Annotated in this window: 14 protein-coding genes and 1 pseudogene; 5 read left to right on the top strand and 10 right to left on the bottom strand. The window is 66.5% G+C overall.

Going from position 1 to position 18453, the window contains the following annotated elements; all coding sequences use genetic code 11:
- Nucleotides 1-127: 127 nt before the first annotated feature.
- The 7 genes and pseudogenes from PSm6_RS30390 to PSm6_RS01935 form a co-directional block, all read right to left on the bottom strand.
- A pseudogene (locus tag PSm6_RS30390) lies at nucleotides 128-268 on the bottom strand (HAMP domain-containing protein); the annotation flags it as partial.
- A gap of 772 nt (nucleotides 269-1040) precedes the next feature.
- Nucleotides 1041-2309: an OprD family porin gene (locus PSm6_RS01960; RefSeq protein ID WP_021218443.1), complete on the bottom strand. Its 1269-nt coding sequence runs from the start codon at nucleotides 2307-2309 to the stop codon at nucleotides 1041-1043.
- A 79-nt stretch (nucleotides 2310-2388) separates the two neighbouring features.
- The gene (locus PSm6_RS01955; protein ID WP_043246389.1) at nucleotides 2389-3570 is read right to left on the bottom strand and encodes an acetyl-CoA C-acetyltransferase; all 1182 of its coding nucleotides are present in this window, start codon (nucleotides 3568-3570) and stop codon (nucleotides 2389-2391) included.
- Nucleotides 3571-3660: 90 nt separating this feature from the next.
- Nucleotides 3661-5430 (bottom strand): acyl-CoA dehydrogenase C-terminal domain-containing protein, encoded by a 1770-nt coding sequence (locus PSm6_RS01950; RefSeq protein WP_043246391.1) that lies wholly within the window; start codon nucleotides 5428-5430, stop codon nucleotides 3661-3663.
- Nucleotides 5431-5530: 100 nt separating this feature from the next.
- Nucleotides 5531-7189 (bottom strand): cation acetate symporter, encoded by a 1659-nt coding sequence (locus tag PSm6_RS01945; protein WP_043246392.1) that lies wholly within the window; start codon nucleotides 7187-7189, stop codon nucleotides 5531-5533.
- A complete protein-coding gene (locus PSm6_RS01940; protein WP_021218447.1) occupies nucleotides 7189-7515 on the bottom strand; it encodes a DUF485 domain-containing protein in 327 nt (108 codons plus the stop codon). Before PSm6_RS01940 ends, PSm6_RS01945 begins: the two co-directional genes overlap by 1 nt.
- Nucleotides 7516-7610: 95 nt before the next feature.
- Nucleotides 7611-9233: an acyl-CoA synthetase gene (locus PSm6_RS01935; RefSeq protein ID WP_021218448.1), complete on the bottom strand. Its 1623-nt coding sequence runs from the start codon at nucleotides 9231-9233 to the stop codon at nucleotides 7611-7613.
- Nucleotides 9234-9461: 228 nt separating this feature from the next.
- On the opposite strand from PSm6_RS01935, the gene PSm6_RS01930 reads away from it, so the two are divergent.
- The 4 genes from PSm6_RS01930 (at nucleotide 9462) to PSm6_RS01915 (ending at nucleotide 14015) form a co-directional block, all read left to right on the top strand.
- Nucleotides 9462-11711 carry a PAS domain-containing sensor histidine kinase gene (locus tag PSm6_RS01930; RefSeq protein ID WP_021218449.1) on the top strand — a complete coding sequence of 750 codons (2250 nt, stop codon included), beginning with the start codon at nucleotides 9462-9464 and terminating at the stop codon, nucleotides 11709-11711.
- A gap of 23 nt (nucleotides 11712-11734) precedes the next feature.
- Nucleotides 11735-12376, top strand: a complete 642-nt coding sequence (locus PSm6_RS01925; protein ID WP_265169392.1) for a response regulator transcription factor — start codon at nucleotides 11735-11737, stop codon at nucleotides 12374-12376.
- 167 nt (nucleotides 12377-12543) lie between these two features.
- Nucleotides 12544-12957: an alternative ribosome rescue aminoacyl-tRNA hydrolase ArfB gene (gene arfB / locus PSm6_RS01920; RefSeq protein WP_021218451.1), complete on the top strand. Its 414-nt coding sequence runs from the start codon at nucleotides 12544-12546 to the stop codon at nucleotides 12955-12957.
- 125 nt (nucleotides 12958-13082) lie between these two features.
- Nucleotides 13083-14015 carry an AEC family transporter gene (locus PSm6_RS01915; RefSeq protein WP_265169389.1) on the top strand — a complete coding sequence of 311 codons (933 nt, stop codon included), beginning with the start codon at nucleotides 13083-13085 and terminating at the stop codon, nucleotides 14013-14015.
- Nucleotides 14016-14079: 64 nt separating this feature from the next.
- Here PSm6_RS01915 and PSm6_RS01910 read toward each other — a convergent pair whose 3' ends face one another.
- The 3 genes from PSm6_RS01910 to phhA all read right to left on the bottom strand — a co-directional run bounded on the left by PSm6_RS01910 (nucleotide 14080) and on the right by phhA (nucleotide 16483).
- Nucleotides 14080-15273, bottom strand: coding sequence for an amino acid aminotransferase (locus tag PSm6_RS01910; RefSeq protein WP_021218453.1), 1194 nt, complete (start codon nucleotides 15271-15273; stop codon nucleotides 14080-14082).
- Entirely contained in the window at nucleotides 15270-15626 is a 357-nt protein-coding gene (locus PSm6_RS01905) for a 4a-hydroxytetrahydrobiopterin dehydratase (RefSeq protein ID WP_021218454.1), read from the bottom strand. The genes PSm6_RS01910 and PSm6_RS01905 overlap by 4 nt, the downstream gene beginning before the upstream one ends.
- A 65-nt stretch (nucleotides 15627-15691) precedes the next feature.
- Entirely contained in the window at nucleotides 15692-16483 is a 792-nt protein-coding gene (gene phhA / locus PSm6_RS01900) for a phenylalanine 4-monooxygenase (RefSeq protein ID WP_021218455.1), read from the bottom strand.
- A gap of 257 nt (nucleotides 16484-16740) precedes the next feature.
- On the opposite strand from phhA, the gene PSm6_RS01895 reads away from it, so the two are divergent.
- The gene (locus tag PSm6_RS01895) at nucleotides 16741-18300 is read left to right on the top strand and encodes a sigma-54-dependent phenylalanine hydroxylase transcriptional regulator PhhR (protein WP_021218456.1); all 1560 of its coding nucleotides are present in this window, start codon (nucleotides 16741-16743) and stop codon (nucleotides 18298-18300) included.
- Nucleotides 18301-18453 lie beyond the last annotated feature (153 nt).

Raw genomic sequence — 18453 nt, 5'->3', positions numbered from 1 at the left:
TGGTGGCGCTGTCGGCCTGCTCGCTAGCGCCGTCGACGATGCCGCGCGAGGTGTCGCTGAGGCTGTGGGCGGTGCCGTGCAGTTCTTCGCTCTCGTGGCGGATGGCGGTGATCATCTGGCGCAGGTTGCTCTGCATGTCCGCCAGCGCCTGTTGCAGTTGCCCGGCTTCGTCCTGGCTGTCGACACTGATGATGTTGCGCAGGTTGCCCTGGGCGATGGCGCGGGCCGCGGCGACGGTTTTTTCCAATGGGCGCAGCACGGCGCGCATCAGTTGCCCGGTGGCCAGGCAGAGCACCAGGCAGACCACCAGGATGCCGCCGACCAGCCACAAGGCGGCGCGGCTCACCGCGGCTTCGCTGTCCTTGCGCGCCTCGGTGGCGTGGGCTTCGATCATGCTGCTGAGGGCTTCGTTGCGCTCTTCCAGCTCGCCGAAGGAGGTGTTGAAGGCCGGCAGCTCGGCGCGCGCCGCGGCGGGGTCGCGCAGGGCGTGGTCGATGATCTTCTCGGCCGCGCCTATGTACGCCTCCAGGGCTGGCTGGGAGTCGGCTATGGCGCGTTTGATTTCGGCACTCAGGGGCAGGCGGGCGTTCTCGCCCATGGCCTTGCGGAACCAGTCGCTGTGTTCCTTGAGGTCCTGACGCACCTGGTCGGCGGCAGCTGTGTCCCCGGGTTCGGCGACGAAGGCGGCGAGCACATCGGCGCGCAAGGCGTCGTGCATCATGTCGCCTTCCAGGTGGTTGCGCAGGGCGCTGACGCTCAGCTCGTTCTCCGCCAGGGCGTCGGCGAGGCGAGTCTGGCCCCAGAAGCCGATGCCGCCGAGCAGGGCGGCGGCGATGACGCTGATGGCTCCCGAAGCCACCATTTTCTGGCGAATGTTCATGCCGCTCCTCCCTTGGTGCTGGCTGGCTGCTAAAGCGTAGCCCAGCGGCGCGATAAGGCATCAGCGGCATGCATTGCAGCCCGGTGCCAGGGCCGTTCCAGCGGCGATTCCCGCGAGTGATAACGATTCGATCGTTATCACGCGTCGAACGGCCGGCGGGTCACCAGAGCGCAATGCTATAGCTGAGGATCAGGCGGTTTTCGTCCAGGTCGTTGCCAAAGTGCGTGGACCTGACCGTTGCATTGCGCCATTTGACGCCGAGATTCTTCAGCGGCCCTTCCTGGACTACGTACGCGATGTCGGTGTCGCGTTCCCATTCGCGACCCTCCGGCTTGCCGGCGCCGAGATCGATGCCGTCGCCGCTGAGGTAGCGGGTCATGAAGGTGAGGCCCGGAACGCCGACCGCGGCAAAGTTGAAGTCGTAGCGGGCCTGCCACGAGGCTTCATCCTTGCTGGCGAAGTCTCCGATCTGCACGAAGTTGACCAGATACGCATCCGCGCCGTTGATGTAGGCAAACCCGGTATCGCCGCTCATGCGTTGATAGCCGACGCCAACGGCATGACCGCCGATACCGTAGGTGAACAGGGCGCCGAGCGCGCGGTTGTCGACGTTGCTTCCGCCATCGCTCGTGGAGCGGGCGAAGCGGATATCGCTCTTCAACGACTGGCCACCGTCGAGCGCCAGGACATGGTTGAGCGTCACGTAGTGCTGGCGATAGATGTTGTCCAGGGCGCCGTAGCTGTAGCCGGTGCTCAGGTTGCCGTTCCAGGCGTAGGTGAGGCTGGCGAAGTCGAAGGCGTCGCTCGTGGCATGGCGCGTGCGAATGCCCTTCACCCCGACGGCGGTGGTAACGGCCATGTCCTCGTGGTCACTGGAGTCCCGTTGGTTGACCTGGGTAAGGCGCCCCGTGTCGAGGGTCAACCCTTCGATCTCGCGCATGTTCAGCTGGCCGCCGCGAAAGGTCTGCGGCAGCAGGCGCGAGTCGTTGGGCATCAATACAGGCAGCTTGGGGGTCAGGGTGCCGAGTTTCAGGACGCTCTGGGACGCGCGCAGTTTGGCCGTCAGCCCCAGGTCGGAGTAGGCGTCCTGGGCGCGCCGTGGCGCTTCTCGATCGCGCTGGAGCAGCCCGGTGCCCGAGCGTTCGGGGCTGGAGTCGAGCTTGACCCCGAGCAGGCCGATGGCATCGACCCCGACACCGAGGGTGCCGTCGGTGAAACCGGATTCGTAGCGCAGCAGAAAGCCCTGCGCCCACTCTTCGGCCTTCGCTTGGGGGGCGCCTTCCTGGCGGAAGTCGCGGTTGAAGTAGAAGTTGCGCAATTCCAGGCTGGCCTTGCTCTCGTCGAGGAAGGCGGCATGGGCCGGGATACCGAGGCTCGTGATGCTCGCGGCCAGCAGCAGGCGAGGCAGTTGGCGTGGTCTGTGATGCATGGTGAAGTCCTTTTGTTTTTATTGGAGGAACGACGGTCCCTCACGCCCGGTGAGGGCGGGGCGTGAGGGGGTGGTTTTGCTAGTCGCGCTGGACGGCGAGTGCCACGCCCTGGCCACCGCCGACACAGAGCGTGGCCAGGCCTTTGCGCGCGCCACTGCGCTGCATTTCGTGCAGCAGGGTGACCAGGATTCGGCAGCCGGAAGCGCCAATCGGGTGGCCCAGGGCGATGGCGCCGCCATTGACGTTGACCTTGGCGCTGTCCCAGCGCAGCTCGCGGGCAACGGCCAGGGCCTGGGCGGCGAAGGCTTCGTTGGCCTCGATGAGGTCCACGTCTTCGAGCTGCCAGCCGGCCTTTTCCAGCACCTTGCAGGTGGCGAAGACCGGGCCGACCCCCATGATCGCCGGGTCGACACCCGCCGCGGCGGCCGCGACGACACGGGCCATCGTCGGCAGGCCCAGCGCTGCGGCCTTGTCGGCGCTCATCAGCAGCACGGCGGCGGCGCCGTCATTGAGCGTCGATGAGTTGCCTGCCGTGACGGTGCCGTCGGTTTTGAACACCGCGCGCAGCCTGCCCAGGCTGGCGTGGGTCGTGCCGTCACGCGGCTGCTCGTCACGGGCGAAAACGATCGGCTCGCCCTTGGGCTGGGGAACCTGCACTGGGGTGATTTCCGCGTCGAAGCGGCCGCTGTCGATGGCTGCGCTCGCACGTCGCTGCGAGGTGGCCGCGAAGATGTCCTGCTCGTCACGGCAGATCCCGTACTGTTCGGCCAGGTTTTCCGCGGTGATGCCCATGTGGTAGTCGTTGAACGCATCCCACAGGCCATCCCGGATCATGGTGTCGATCACCTGCTGGTGGCCCATGCGCAGCCCGGTGCGCGCCTGGGGAATGACGTAGGGCGCCAGGCTCATGCTTTCCTGCCCGCCGGCAATGATCACCTCGGCATCACCGCAGGCAATGGCCTGGTAGCCCAGTTGCACCGCCTTGAGCCCCGAGCCGCAGACCTTGTTCAGGGTCATCGCCGGTACGGTATGCGGCAGGCCGGCCTTGAGCGCGGCCTGTCTTGCGGTGTTCTGTCCCGCGCCGGCGGTGAGCACGTGCCCCATGATCACCTCGTCGACCATCGCACCCTCGAGGGCGGTCCGGGCGAGCAGGCTGCGTATGACCCCGGCCCCGAGCTCCACCGCGGGAACCCGTGCCAAGCTGCCCTGGAACGCGCCGATGGCGGTGCGGGTGGCGGCGACAATCACGACATCACGCATAAACACTCCTGTGTTGCGATCCACCCCCGTGGGCTGGATTGCGAAGAAAAAACGCGGTCCCCAGAGGCGAGGCCGCGTAACGCTCAATCGTCAGAACTGGTCGGCGTCGAGGCCGAACAAGGGCTCGCTGCCGGCACGGATGCTGGCCTCCAGGCTCAGGATCCGTGGCAGCAGGCGCTGGAAATAGAAGTCCGCGGTCGCGAGTTTGGCGCCATAGAAGGCCTCGTCTTCAGCGCGCTTGCTCAGCGCCACCTGGGCCATGCGTGACCACAGCCAGGCATAGGCGACGTAGCCGAACAGGTGCAGGAACTCCACCGAGGCGGCACCGACTTCATTGGGGTTGTCCTTGGCCTGCCGAAGCAGCCAGGCGGCGGTGTCTTCCAGGCGCTGCACCGCATCGAGCAGGGCCTCGCGATGGGGTACGTCGGCCTGGGCGAAGGCGCGGATCTCGCGGGTGAACTGCAGCAGGGCCGCGCCCCCGTTGGCGACGACCTTGCGGCCGAGCAGATCGAGGGCCTGGATGCCGTTGGTGCCTTCGTAGATCTGGGCGATGCGCACGTCGCGCACGAGTTGCTCCTGCCCCCACTCACGGATGTAGCCGTGCCCGCCGAACACCTGCTGGCCATGCACCGTGCTTTCCAGGCCGCTGTCGGTGAAGAAGGCCTTGGCCACGGGCGTGAGCAGCGCAACCAGGTTCTCGGCGGCCTGCTTCTCGGCCGCGTCGTCGCTGAATTTGCTCAGGTCGAGTTGCTGGCCGACGTAGCAGGCGAAGGCGCGGCCGCCCTCGGTCATCGCCTTGATCGAGAGCAGCATGCGGCGCACATCCGGGTGCACGATGATCGGGTCGGCCAGTTTGTCCTGCCGTTGGGGGCCCCCGGGGGCGCGGCTCTGGATGCGCTCCCGGGCGTAGCCGACGGCGTTCTGGTAAGAAGCCTCCGCGCAACCGATGCCCTGGATACCGATCGACAGCCGCTCGTAATTCATCATGGTGAACATGGCGGCCAGGCCCTTGTTCTCTTCGCCGATCAGGTAGCCTTCCGCACCCTCGAAGTTCATCACGCAGGTGGCCGAGGCCTTGATGCCCATCTTGTGCTCGATGGAGCCGCAGCCCACGGCATTGGCCGCCCCCAGTGACCCGTCGGCGTCGACCTTGATCTTCGGCACGAGGAACAGCGAGATGCCTTTCGGCCCGGCGGGTGCATCCGGCAACTTGGCCAGCACCAGATGGATGATGTTTTCGGTCAGGTCCTGCTCGCCGCCGGTGATGAAGATCTTGCTCCCGGTGATGGCGTAGCTGCCGTTGGCCTGGGGCTGCGCGCGGGTCCGAATGATGCCCAGGTCGGTGCCGGCATGCGCTTCGGTCAGGCACATGGAGCCTGCCCAGCGGCCTTCGTACATGGGCGGCAGGTAGGTGTTTTTCAGCGTTTCGCTGGCGTGGGCGTCGATGGCCAGGCAGGCGCCGGAACTCAATGCCGAGTACAGGGCAAAGCTGGAGCCGGCGGCGTAGAGCATTTCCTCGAACTGAACGGCAAGCATCTTGGGCATGCCCATGCCGCCGTACTGCGGGTTGCCCGACAAGCCGACCCAGCCGCCTTCGATGTAGGTGGCATAGGCCTGTTTGAAGCCTGCCGGCGTGCTGACGGCACCGTTGGCCCACTGTGCGCCTTCCTCATCGCCGCTGCGGTTGAGCGGGGCGATCAGGCTGCCGGTGACCTTGGCGGCTTCTTCCAGGATGGCGTCGGCGGTCTCGCCGTCGACGATCTCCGCCAGGGCCGGCAGGCGTGCCCACAGGCGTGGGGCGTCGAACACCTCGTGGAGGACGAAGCGCAGGTCGCGCAGGGGGGCGTTGTACTCGGGCATCGGTAACCTCGTTCAGGCGCGGGGTGTAAAAAGGAGCCGCGCGTGCGCGGCTCGTAAGGTCGGGTGGCCAACGAGCAACCACCCTCTGGAGTGTTCCGGTTCAGTGGCTGGCGGCGGCAGCGGCCCCCAGGCCGGTCTGGGCGCGCACGAACTGGTCATCGAATGCCGCACGCTCACAGGCGGCCCGGGTGGTGCGGTCCAGCTTGGAAACCACCACGATGACGAGAAACGCCAGCGGCATGGAGAACAGGGCAGGGTGGTCGTAGGGGTAGATCGCCGCGGCATGGCCCAGTACCGATACCCACACCGCAGGCGACAGGATCACCAGCACCAGGGCGGTGAGCAGCCCCACGAACCCACCTGCCAAGGCGCCACGCGTGGTCAGGTTCTTCCAGTACATGGCCATGATCAGGACCGGGAAGTTGGTCGAGGCGGCGATACCGAAGGTCAGGCCGACGAGGAACGCGACGTTCTGCTTCTCGAAGAGGATGCCCAGGCCGATTGCGACGATGCCCAGGCAAACGGTCGCGATGCGGGTTACGCGCATCTCTTGCGCTTCCGTAGCGGTGCCTTTCTTCAGCACGCTGGCGTAGAGGTCATGGGAGATGGCCGAGGCGCCTGCCAGGGCGAGGCCCGATACCACCGCCAGGATGGTGGCGAAGGCCACCGCAGAAAGGAAACCGAGGAACAGGTTGCCGCCTACCGCCTTCGCCAGGTGCATGGCAACCATGTTGCCGCCGCCGATCAGGGCGCCTTTGATATCGCCGCCGACGAAGAACTGCGGGTCGGTGCCGACGATGACGATGGCGCTGTACCCCAGCACCATGACCACCAGGAAGAAGAAGCCGATGAAGCCGGTGGCGTAGAACACCGACTTGCGGGCTTCCTTGGCGTTGGGCACGGTGAAGAAGCGCATCAGGATATGCGGCAGGCCGGCGATGCCGAACACCAGGCCAAGCGACAGGGAGGCCGCGTTGATCGGGTCGGCCAGCATGGAACCTGGCCCCATGATGTTCCAGCCCAGGGCGTGGACGTCCACCGCCCGAGTGGCCAGGTTTTCCAGGCTGAAGCCGAACTCGGACAGCGCCAGCCCGGCCAGGGTGGTGCCCCCGGCAAGCAGCAGGACCGCCTTGATGATCTGCACCCAGGTGGTGGCGATCATGCCGCCGAAGATCACATAGACCAGCATGAGCACGCCGACCACCATCACCGCGGTGGTGTATTCAAGGCCGAACAGCAGCTTGATCAGTTGACCCGCGCCGACCATCTGCACCACCAGGTAGCAGCACACCACGGTCAGCGAGCCCAGGGCTGCGAAGGTTCGAATCCTTGACTGATCGAGGCGATAGGAAACGATGTCGGCGAAGGTGAAGCGCCCGAGATTGCGCAGGCGTTCGGCCATGAGGAAGGTGATGATCGGCCAGCCGACGAAGAACGCCACGGTATAGACGAAGCCGTCGTACCCCTTGGCGAACACCAGGCTCGACAAGCCCAGCAGCGTAGCGGCGGACATGTAGTCACCGGCTATCGCCAGGCCGTTCTGGAACCCGCTGATGCCGCCTCCTGCGGTGTAGAAGTCCGAGGTCGACCGGGTCTGCCGCGCGGCCCACCAGGTGATCGCCAGCGTGCCCATGACGAACACGAAGAACATGGCGATCGCGTGCAGGTTGATCGGTTGTTTCTCCGCAACCAGGGGGGCGGCGAAAGTGCTGATGGGGGCGAGGAACAGGCCCGCCAGGCCGAAGGTGCGCAGCCGCATTATTTCAGCTCCTTCAGGAACTCGGCGCTGAGGGCGTCGAACCGGGTGTTGGAGCGGTAGACGTACCAGCCGGTGCACAGCCAGGACAGCACGATGATCGCGGCTGCCACGGGGATGCCCAGGGTCAGTTGGCGGCCTTCGCTCAACGGGCTGTGCAGCGCGGCCGGGTGGAAGGCGACCACCAGCATGAACAGGTAATAGGTACCCAGGACGGCGGCGCTCAGTGACCAGGCCAGGCGCGAGCGACTGCGCACCAGTTGCTGAAATGCCGGGTTCGCGCGAATACGTTCGCAATGCTGCGCATGGGAGGGTTCGGTGGGGGTCATGGTGTGGCTCCTTGTTTTTGTTGTTGCCCGTTTTTCAGGCGCAGGGCGCCAGGGCGACGGAAATCAATCCGTCGCCTTGTCAGAATCGCGAGTGTCTAGAGGGCCTTGGCGATATCGCGCAGGACGTACTTCTGGATCTTCCCGGTCGAGGTTTTCGGGAGGTCGGTGAAGATCACGGTGCGGGGCACCTTGAAGCCGGCCAGGTGATCACGGCAGAAGCCGATGATGTCGCTCTCGCGCACGTTCGGGTGGGTGGCCTTGAGGGTGACGAACGCACAGGGCGTCTCGCCCCACTTCTCGTCCGGGCGGGCTACCACCGCCGCCTCCAGGACGGCGGGGTGGCGGTAGATCACACCTTCGAGTTCGATGGTGGAGATATTCTCGCCACCGGAAATGATGATGTCCTTCAGGCGATCCTTGATTTCCACGTAGCCGTCCGGGTGGCAGACGGCGAGGTCGCCGGTATGGAACCAGCCGCCCTCGAACGCCTCTGCCGTGGCGCTGGGGTTCTTCAGATAGCCCTTCATCACCGTGTTGCCCCGCATGAATATCTCGCCGATGGTCTGGCCGTCGCGCGGGGTCGGCTCCAGCGTCTTCGGGTCACCGACCATCACCCCCTCGAGGGTCGGGTAGCGGACGCCCTGGCGGGCTTTGATCTCGGCACGCCGCTCCAGCGGCAGGGCGTCCCACTCCGCATGCCAGGCGCACAGCGTCACCGGGCCATACACCTCGGTGAGTCCATAGACGTGGGTGACGCGAATGCCCATTTCCTCCACGGCACCTATCACTTTGGCCGGTGGCGCGGCCCCGGCGACCATCGCATTGACGGGGTGATCGATAGCGGCCTTGGCTTCGGTCGGCATGTTGACCAGGGCGTTGAGCACGATGGGCGCGCCGCACAGGTGGGTCACCTGCTCGTCGCGGATCAGGGTAAGGATCTTCTGCGGGTCGACGCGACGCAGGAAGATGTGAACGCCGGCGAGCGCGGTGATCGTCCACGGGTAGCACCAGCCGTTGCAGTGAAACATCGGCAGCGTCCACAGGTAGACCGGGTGGTTGCCCATGGCCCAGGTCATCTGGTTGCCCAGGGCGTTCAGGTAGGCGCCGCGGTGGTGATAGACCACCCCCTTGGGGTTGCCGGTGGTGCCGGAGGTGTAGTTGAGGCTGATCGCCTGCCATTCGTCTTCCGGCCATTGCCAGGCGAACTCGGGATCGCCCTCCGCGAGGAAGGCTTCGTAATCCAGGTCGCTGACGGCCTGGCTTTCACCGTACTCCGGGTCGTCGACATCGATGACCAGCGGCGGATGGTCGAGCATGCCGATGGCCGCGTGGATCACGTCGAAGAATTCGCGGTCGGCGATCACGACCTTGGCCTCGCCGTGCTGCAGCATGAAGGCGATGGCCTCCGCATCCAGGCGCACGTTGAGGGTGTTGAGCACCGCGCCAATCATCGGCACCCCGAAGTGCGCCTCGAGCATGGCGGGGATGTTCGGCAGCATCACCGCCACCGTGTCCCCCTTGCCGATACCGCGCCCGGCCAGAGCAGAGGCCAGGCGCCGGCAACGGCTGTAGGTTTCCGCCCATGTGCGGCGGATCGAACCGTGGACCACGGCCGGGTAATCGGGATAGACGCTGGCGGTGCGCTCGATGAAGCTGAGCGGCGACAGGGCGATGTGGTTCACGGCTGCAGGGGCAAGACCCTGTTCGAAGATCGACATGCTGGGCATCCGGTGGCTGATTGTTAGCTCTGTGGGTCTGCATCATCCGCTGTTGGGGGGCAGGCGGCAGATCATTGCCATGTTTTATATAACAATCCAGGTTGAATATGGAAGTAATACCTGTGTCGTATGGTATATATACTATATATTCTGGGTTTATGTCTGAAGCATCGAGCCTGATCGGGTGATTGGGATATATGCTGTCGCCGTTTTCGCCTGGAGTCCCTGATGAGCCCGAATCCGGTCCGCCTGCATACCTGGTTGCGCCTGCAGCGCGAAGGCGTGCCGTTGGCTGCTAGAGCCGATGCCTTGTGCCGTGCCTTGCGCGGCCGCCCCGAAGTACAACAGGTCTATTACCTGAGCTGGCTGGAAAAGGTGGGTATCTACGGTCACGAAGGCAGTGGGCAGCACCTGCCTCCAGGCCTGGGCGATCCGATGCAGGCCAGTGACCAGCCGCTCTTCGACGCATTGGCCCAGGCCGGCAGGCTGAGCCTGGATGAGGTGCGCGGGCTCGACTGCTGGCTGTCCGGGCGCCTGCGCCGTGCAGCGATCAGCCATGGGCAGGTGTTCGACCTGGCCCTGCAGCCTGGCCAGCCCGGCCTGCTGCTGGTGGAGGCACGCGAAGGCGTCAGCCTGGATTGGCAGGGCTGGTTGCACGAGCTGCTCTCGACCCTGCTGGCGACCGCCAGCAACCTGCTGCGGGCTTCGCCGCTGCTGGGGCATGACCCGCAACCGAGTCTATTGCTGGCCTCCAATGGCGACCCGCTGGAGCTGAATGCGGCCTTGTTGGCGCTGCTGGCCGATCAGCCACCCGGTTCGGTCGTGCGCTTCCTGCCGGTCAACCATGTCTCGCTGGTGCGTGCTTGCCTCGAGCAATGCCGAGCCATCGAGGGTGTCGAGGCGCAGTTCGACGGACGCATCCTGATCTGGACCTTCGTGCCGGACCCTCAGGAACAGCGCGTGCTGGCGCGCTGCCGCGAAGCCACGGAGCAGGTGCTGGCCGAGCGCGAGGCCGCCAGGGCAAGGCGCCTGTACCGCCTGATCACCGAGAACACCACCGACGTCATCTCCCGGCACACCCCGGATGGCCGATTCCTCGACGCCTCGCCGGCTTCCTGGGCATTGCTCGGCTACTGGCCGGAGGAACTCCGGGGCCAGTTCGCTCAAGGCCTGTTCCATGCCCATGATCTGGCCAGGTCGATCCAGCGCGCTCGCGATGCGCTGGAGACCGATGGCTACCACATGATGACCTACCGTATCCGCCACCGTGACGGCCATTACCTGTGGTTTGAAACGGCCAGTCGGGCCATCCGCGAGACCTACACCGGAGCGGTCGTGGAGGTGGTCAGCGTCTCGCGCGACATCACCGCGCGGGTGCAGGCCGAGGAGAACAAGCGTCGCCTGGCCGAAGTGGTTGAAGCCAATACGGACCCGGTGCTGTTCATCAACGCGGACGATCGGGTCACCTACCTCAACCCGGCGGCGCGCCATACGCTGCAGTTGGATGAGCAGCAGCCGATGCCCTTGCTCAGCGAGCTGTTCGCCCCGGACGACCTCCTGCGCTTGCAGGCCGGGCGCGAGAAGGCCGAGCAGACCGGTGTCTGGAGTGCCGACTCCCGCCTGCAGCCGTCATCCGGTGGGGCGTCGGTGCCGGTGTCCCTTGTGCTGTTGGCCCATCGGGTGGCCGGCGGCGAGCGCTACTACTCGCTGGTGGCCCGGGACATGACCGAACGTGAGCTGCGCGAGGCGCAGCAGCGCCGTCATCAGGACGAACTGGCGCACACGGCGCGCCTGGTCACGCTGGGCGAACTGGCATCCGGCATCGCCCACGAGATCAATCAACCACTGGCGGCGGTGGTCAACTACGCCAGCGCCAGCCAGCGCTACCTGCATGCTCTGGACAGCAATCCCCAGGCAGCCGACCGGGTGGCGCAGGGGCTGGAGCGCATCACCGAGCATGCCAATCACGCCTCCGAGGTCATCAAGCGCCTGCGTGGCTTCCTCCGCAAGGGGCAGCGGCGCATGCAGGCTCTGGACGTGGCCGAGGTGGCGCGCGAGGCCGTGCGCCTGTGCGCCTGGGAGGCCTCTGCCTGCCAGGTGGTGATCGAAGAGCAATTGCCGGACAATCTGCCGCCCGTCTACGCCGATCGAGTCCTGCTCGAACAGGTACTCCTGAATCTCCTGCGCAATGCCATCGATGCCAACCGGGATGCCCACCCGGGCCGTGCCTCTCGGATCGTGCTGCTGGCCGGCCAGCTAGGCGGCGGGGTGGAGGTCGGCGTTCGTGACCAGGGCCCCGGGCTCGGCGAAGACGAGCTGGAGCGGATCTTCACCCCGTTCTACACCAGCAAGCCGGATGGGCTCGGGCTGGGGCTGTCGATGAGTCGCAGCATCGTCGAAGGCTTTGGCGGAGCCCTGGTCGGCGAGCGCTTGGAGGGTGGCGGATTGCTGATGCGTTGCCGGCTGCCCCAGCAGTGATAACAACAATGAGGAGCGATGTAATGACAACTGCCACCAAGCAGGTCGTGTATGTGGTGGACGATGATCAGGGGATGCTGGACTCGACCGTCTGGCTGCTGGAGTCGGTAGGCCTGCAGGCGCTGCCGTTCACCAGCGGCCGTGTGTTTCTCGAAGCCTGCGACGCCGGGCTCAATGCCTGTGTTTTGCTGGACGTGCGCATGCCCGGCATGGGGGGGTTGAACGTGCAGGAGGAAATGCGTGCCCGTGGCATCGAACTGCCCGTCATTTTCGTCAGCGGGCATGCCGATGTGCCCATCGTGGTCAGGGCGTTCAAGGCCGGCGCTCGCGACTTCATCGAAAAGCCCTACAACGAGCAACTGCTGCTCGACAGCGTGCAGCAGGCCTTGAGCAGCTCCGAACGCAAGCGCTCGCACGGCGATGGCCAGAGCGAGTTGCAGGAGCGCCTGGCCAGCCTGACGCCACGCGAACGCGATGTTTTCCTGCCGCTGGTCAGGGGCTACACCAACCGGGAGGTCGCCGAACAGCTGGATATCAGCATCAAGACGGTCGACCTCTATCGCGCCCGGGTGATGAAGCGCATGCAGGCTGAGCGCCTTGCTGATCTGGTTGGCATGGCCATCGTGGCCGACCTGGTCGACCCACTCTGCTTGAGGCCATCGTAAACGTGCGCTGCGGATGGCTAGTGGGTGGCTCGCACTCCGATGCGACCCCCTCCAGCCATGTGTGAAGGCTGTGCCTGCAGCGGTGCGGGGCATGCCTTCTGCGGTCGGCGAGCTTTCACCGGGCGGCGGCGCTATCCTGTCGCTCTTTCCGCTATCCGGCCCGTGCCATGTTGCTGATCTCCAACAGCGTCCACCTGCCCGACGATGAAATCGAGCTGACCGCCATCCGCGCCCAGGGCGCCGGTGGGCAGAACGTCAACAAGGTGTCCAGCGCCATGCACCTGCGCTTCGACATCAACGCCTCGTCGCTGCCGCCCTTCTACAAGGAGCGCCTGCTGGAACTGCGCGACAGCCGCATCACCAGCGAGGGTGTGATCGTGATCAAGGCCCAGCAGTACCGCACCCAGGAGCAGAACCGCGCCGATGCCCTGGAGCGCCTGGCGGAGCTGATCCGCAGCGCCGGCAAGGTGGAGAAGAAGCGCCGCCCGACCCGGCCGACCCTGGGCTCGAAGACCCGCCGCCTGGACGGCAAGTCCAAGCGCGGGGCGATCAAGGCCGGGCGCGGCAAGGTGGACTACTAGCCCGCAGGACCCCCGGTTGGCGAAGCCGGGCGATTATCGGCGGGTTTCGCGCCTGGGCACCGCACCTGGCGGGGCCCGCTGACGGATACTGGCGGCACTCCACCGCCATCGCCCCGAGGCCGCCGTTGCTCGACGTCATCACCATTACCGCGCCCGTGTTCCTGATCATCGGCCTGGGCTTCGCCGCCTCCCTGGGCGGGCTGGTCAGCCGCGAGCAGGTGCGCGGCATCGGCGCGTTCGTCCTCAACTTCGCCCTGCCCGCACTGGTGATCAAGGCACTGGCCGAGCGCCCCATCGGCGAGGTGTTCAACCCCTGGTACCTGCTGGCCTACGGGCTGGGCTCGCTGGCCGTGTTCGGCCTCGGCCTGGCGTACTTCCGCCTGCTGCGCGGGCGTGGCCTGGCCGATGCCGCCATCGCCGGGCTGGGCATGTCGGCCTCCAACAGCGGCTTCGTCGGCTACCCGGTGGTGGTGATGGTGGCGGGGCCCACGGCGGTGCTCGGCCTGGCGTTGAACATGGTGGTGGAAAACCTGCTGATGATTCCCCTGGCGCTGGCCCTGGCCGAGTCGGCTCAGCAGCGTGGCGAGGGGTTCTGGCACACCCTGCGCGGGACCTTCGGGCGTCTGGCGCGCAACCCGCTGATCATCGCCATGCTGGTGGGCGTCGGCCTCTCGTTGCTGGGGCTGCGCCTCCCGGCCGTGCCCGCGCGGGTGGTGGAGATGCTGGCCTCGGCCTCGGCACCGGCCGCGCTCTTCGTCATCGGCGGCACCCTGCACGGCGTGCGCCTCGGCGGCCTGCTGCCGGACATGGCGGCCATCAGCCTCGGTAAGCTGGCCCTGCACCCGCTGGCGGTGGCGGCGTTGTTCTGGCTGCTGCCGCCGGTGGAGCCGGCGCTGATGGCGGCGGGCATCCTCTTCGCCTGTGCGCCGATGATGAGCATCTACCCGCTGGTGGGCATGCGCTTCGGCCTGGAGGCGCGCTGTGCGGCGACCCTGGTGATGGCCACGGTGCTGTCGTTCTTCGGGCTCAGCCTGGCCATCGCGCTGTTGCAGCGTTGAGCGACCGACGCCAGGCTGCTCCGCCGCCCCCGTCAGGGACGAGGGGCGGGGAGGGAAGGGCCTTTCAGCACACCCGTGCGATCGCCTGGGCCAGGTCGCCCAGTCGCGAGGCATCCAGGCCGGCGACGTTGGCGCGGCCGCTGCTGACCATGTAGACGCTGGACTCGCTGCGCAGCCGGGCCACCTGATCTGCACTCAGGCCGGTGTAGGAGAACATGCCGCGTTGCTGGGCGATGTGGGCGAAGCGTTCGGCCAGGCCGTGGGGCGCCAGGGCTTCCACCAGGCCGGCGCGCAGTTCGGCGACGCGGCGGCGCATGGCCTCCAGTTCGTCCAGCCACACGGCCTTCAGCTCGGCGTCACCGAGGATGGTGGCGACCACGGCGGCGCCGTGGTCCGGCGGGGTGGACCAGAGGTTGCGGGCGATGAAGGCCAGCTGGCTGCGCACGTCGACCAGCGTGTCGGGCGTGGCGGCGCAGACGACCAGAGCGCCGGTGCGTTCGCAATACAGGCCGAAGTTCTTCGAGCAGGAGCTGGTGATCAGCACGTCCGGCAGCGACTCGGCGAACAGGCGCACGGCCCAGGCGTCCTGCTCCAGGCCGTCGCCGAAGCCCTGGTAGGCGAAGTCCAGCAGCGGCAGCAGGCGGCGCGCCTTGACGATTTCCAGCACCCGTTGCCAGTCGTGGCGGCCCAGGTCGAAGCCGGTGGGGTTGTGGCAGCAGGCGTGCAGCAGCACCACGTCGCCTTCGGGCACCTGTTCCAGGGCGGCGAGCATGGCTTCCAGGTCGAGGCGGTTGTCGGCGCCGACATAGGGGTAGTGGTGCACGGCCAGGCCGCTGGCGGCGAACAGGGTCTCGTGGATCGGCCAGGTCGGGTCGCTGACCCAGATGCCGCGGTCCGGCAGGCAGCGGGCGATGAACTCCGCCGCCAGGCGCAGGGCGCCAGTGCCGCCCGGGGTCTGGGTGACGCCGGCACGCTGGCCGGCCAGCAGCGGCGAGCCGGCGCCCAGCACCAGCTCGCCCAGCAGGCGGCCGAAGGCGGCATCACCGTGGCCGCCGATGTAGGTCTTGGTGCGCTGCACCTCCACCAGGCGCTGCTCGGCGAGCTTCACCGCGCGGGGGATGGGGGTCAGGCCCTGGCTGTCCTTGTAGACGCCCACGCCCAGGTCGATCTTGGCCGGGTTGGGGTCCTGGCGATGGGCTTCGATCAGGCCGAGGATGGGGTCGCCAGGCACGCGCCCGACCGGGGCGAAATGGCTCATTTGCGGCCCTCGGCGCCAGCGGCCACTCCGTCGGTGCGGGCGGCCATGATGAAGTCGTTGCGGTGCAGGCCCTTGGCCTCGTGGCTCCACCAGGTAACGGTGACCTTGCCCCACTCGGTGAGCAGGCCCGGGTGGTGGCCTTCTTCCTCGGCGATGGCGCCCACGGCGTTGGTGAAGGCCAGGGCGTAGCGGAAGTTCTTGAAGCGGTAGACCTTCTCCAGCTGCATGATTGCGTCGCGGACTTCGATGTTCCAGTCGGGGATCTGCTTGAGCAGTTCGGCCAGTTCGGCCTCGGGCACCTTGGGCGCGTCGGCGCGGCAGGCTTCGCAATGGGCTTGGGACAGTGCGGTCATGGGGTTCTCCAGATAGAGGGCAGGTCGGTTGGTGCGGCGGGTGGCGCCAACCGGCGAATAAGGGCTCAGGCCGCCTTGGGCTTGGGCGGGAACTTGGGCGCGTGCAGGCCGAGGGTCATGGCCTGGCGCACCAGCGCCATGATGTCCTCGTGGGCCAGCTCGAACAGGCGCTTGAGGTCCGGCAGCACGAAGTAGAGCGGCTGCAGGATATCGATGCGGTACGGCGTGCGCATGCACTCCAGCGGATCGAAGGCCTGGTGCTCGGGCGCGTCGGAAAGACTGTAGACGGTCTCCTTCGGCGAGGAGAGGATGCCGCCGCCATAGATGCGCCGGCCCTGGGCGGTTTCCACCAGGCCGAATTCGATGGTCATCCAGTACAGGCGGGCGAGGTAGACGCGCTCTTCCTTGGTGGCCTTGAGGCCGAGCTTGCCGTAGGTGTGGGTGAACTCGGCGAACCAGGGGTTGGTCAGCAGCGGGCAGTGGCCGAAGATCTCGTGGAAGATGTCCGGCTCCTGCAGGTAGTCCAGTTCTTCAGGGGTGCGGATGAAGGTGGCCACCGGGAACTGCTGGCTGGCCAGCAGCTCGAAAAAGGTCTGGAAGGGGATCAGGGCCGGTACCCGGGCGACACGCCAGCCGGTGGCGGCTTGCAGCACCTGGTTGATCTCGCCCAGCTGGGGAATGCGGTCATGGGGGAGGGCGAGGCGTTCGATGCCGTCCAGGTACTCCTGGCAGGCGCGCCCTTCGATCACCTTCAATTGGCGGGTGATCAGGGTGTTCCATACCCGGTGCTCGCTGTCCGGGTAGTGGATAAAGTCGTTCTCATCCGGCTCGCGGGCCACGTATTGCGAGGTTTTCATTCGGCCTCCTGGGGCGGGCTTTGTTGTTGTGTTAGGCCATGGATAACCCGGTTCGTTGCGCTGTGCAGCCGGGCGGCAAGGAGCGGCAAGGGAACGGTGGCGGCGTTTCCGTAAAGAAATATTTACGATTTTGCGAGGGCTAGGCGGAGTCATCTTGCTGGTGGATGGATTCGTCACATATTCTTGACGGAAAAATCGGGCAGGATGCTGATTTTCAGCACCGAGCCCCAGACAAGAACCCGTTTCCGGGGTGCCGCATGCGTATCAAAGTCCATTGCCAGAATCGCGTAGGCATCCTGCGCGACATCCTCAACCTGCTCGTCGACTACGGCATCAACGTCAACCGCGGCGAAGTCGGCGGCGACCAGGGCAACGCCATCTACCTGCTCTGCCCGAACCTGATCAACCTGCAGTTGCAGTCGCTGCGGCCAAAGCTGGAGGACATCCCTGGCGTGTTCGGCGTCAAGCGCGTGGGCCTGATGCCCAGCGAACGCCGCCACCTGGAGCTGAACGCGCTGCTCGGCGCGCTGGAGTTCCCGGTGCTGTCCATCGACATGGGCGGCTCCATCGTCGCCGCCAACCGCGCCGCTGCGCAGTTGCTGGGCGTGCGCGTGGACGAGGTGCCGGGCATTCCGCTGTCGCGCTACACCGAGGATTTCGACCTGCCGGAGCTGGTGCGGGCCAACAAGGCGCGCATCAACGGCCTGCGGGTGAAGGTGCGGGGCGATGTGTTCCTCGCCGATATCGCGCCGCTGCAATCCGAACACGACGAGAGCGAGGCCCTGGCCGGTGCGGTGCTCACCCTGCACCGCGCCGACCGCGTGGGCGAGCGCATCTACCACGTGCGCAAGCAGGAGCTGCGCGGCTTCGACAGCATCTTCCAGAGTTCACGGGTGATGGCCGCCGTGGTGCGCGAGGCGCGGCGCATGGCGCCCCTGGACGCGCCGCTGCTGATCGAGGGCGAGACCGGTACCGGCAAGGAGCTGCTGGCCCGCGCCTGCCACCTGGCCAGCCCGCGCGGGCAGTCGCCCTTCATGGCGCTGAACTGCGCCGGCCTGCCGGAATCCATGGCCGAGACCGAGCTGTTCGGCTACGGCCCGGGGGCCTTCGAGGGCGCACGGCCGGAAGGCAAGCTGGGGCTGCTGGAGCTGACCGCCGGCGGCACGCTGTTCCTCGACGGCGTGGGCGAGATGAGCCCGCGCCTGCAGGCCAAGCTGTTGCGCTTCCTCCAGGACGGCTGCTTCCGCCGCGTGGGCAGCGACGAGGAGGTGTACCTGGACGTGCGGGTGATCTGCGCCACCCAGGTGGACCTGTCCGAGCTCTGTGCGCGGGGCGAATTCCGCCAGGACCTGTACCACCGCCTCAATGTGCTGTCGCTGCACATCCCGCCACTGCGCGAATGCCTGGATGGGTTGCCGCCGCTGGTGGAGCACTTCCTCGACTCGGCCAGCCGGCAGATCGGCTGCGCCTTGCCGCGGCTGGCACCCCAGGCCCTGGAGCGCCTCGGCCACTACCACTGGCCGGGCAACGTGCGGCAACTGGAGAACGTGCTGTTCCAGGCGGTTTCCCTGTGCGAGGGCGGCACGGTCAAGCCCGAGCACATCCGCCTGCCGCACTACGGCGCGCCGCAGCCCCTGGGGGATTTCTCCCTCGACGGCGGGCTGGACGCCATTCTCGGGCGCTTCGAGAAGGCGGTGCTGGAATGCCTGTTCGCCGACCACCCCAGCAGCCGCCAACTGGGCAAGCGCCTGGGGGTGTCCCACACCACCATTGCCAATAAGTTGCGCCAGCATGGCCTGGGTCGCGAGGAGGTTTAGGAAAAACCAACGGCGTTGCCTCGCCTAGGTTCTTAAAGGAGCTGTTAGACCTTGGTGCAATGGCTGGCACGGAGGCGGGAGCGTAAAAAGGGCGCTGTCTGAATCTTGCGTGATGCGGACACAAGCGTTTCTACATTCCTCTCCCGGAATGAT

It is taken from the genome of Pseudomonas solani (assembly GCF_026072635.1).
Lineage (GTDB): Bacteria > Pseudomonadota > Gammaproteobacteria > Pseudomonadales > Pseudomonadaceae > Metapseudomonas > Metapseudomonas solani.
Note: the sequence above shows the minus strand (reverse complement) of the source record. Positions and strands in the feature narration are given on the sequence as shown.

Bases quoted from the DNA above. Each gene is read 5' to 3' on its own strand.
- arfB (WP_021218451.1), top strand. From the start codon at position 12,544: ATGTTGCTGATCTCCAACAGCGTCCACCTGCCCGACGATGAAATCGAG.
- PSm6_RS01905 (WP_021218454.1), bottom strand. From the start codon at position 15,626: ATGACCGCACTGTCCCAAGCCCATTGCGAAGCCTGCCGCGCCGACGCG.
- PSm6_RS01940 (WP_021218447.1), bottom strand. From the start codon at position 7,515: ATGACCCCCACCGAACCCTCCCATGCGCAGCATTGCGAACGTATTCGC.
- PSm6_RS01955 (WP_043246389.1), bottom strand. From the start codon at position 3,570: ATGCGTGATGTCGTGATTGTCGCCGCCACCCGCACCGCCATCGGCGCG.
- PSm6_RS01930 (WP_021218449.1), top strand. From the start codon at position 9,462: ATGAGCCCGAATCCGGTCCGCCTGCATACCTGGTTGCGCCTGCAGCGC.
- phhA (WP_021218455.1), bottom strand. From the start codon at position 16,483: ATGAAAACCTCGCAATACGTGGCCCGCGAGCCGGATGAGAACGACTTT.
- PSm6_RS01910 (WP_021218453.1), bottom strand. From the start codon at position 15,273: ATGAGCCATTTCGCCCCGGTCGGGCGCGTGCCTGGCGACCCCATCCTC.
- PSm6_RS01945 (WP_043246392.1), bottom strand. From the start codon at position 7,189: ATGCGGCTGCGCACCTTCGGCCTGGCGGGCCTGTTCCTCGCCCCCATC.
- PSm6_RS01960 (WP_021218443.1), bottom strand. From the start codon at position 2,309: ATGCATCACAGACCACGCCAACTGCCTCGCCTGCTGCTGGCCGCGAGC.
- PSm6_RS01935 (WP_021218448.1), bottom strand. From the start codon at position 9,233: ATGTCGATCTTCGAACAGGGTCTTGCCCCTGCAGCCGTGAACCACATC.
- PSm6_RS01895 (WP_021218456.1), top strand. From the start codon at position 16,741: ATGCGTATCAAAGTCCATTGCCAGAATCGCGTAGGCATCCTGCGCGAC.
- PSm6_RS01925 (WP_265169392.1), top strand. From the start codon at position 11,735: ATGACAACTGCCACCAAGCAGGTCGTGTATGTGGTGGACGATGATCAG.
- PSm6_RS01950 (WP_043246391.1), bottom strand. From the start codon at position 5,430: ATGCCCGAGTACAACGCCCCCCTGCGCGACCTGCGCTTCGTCCTCCAC.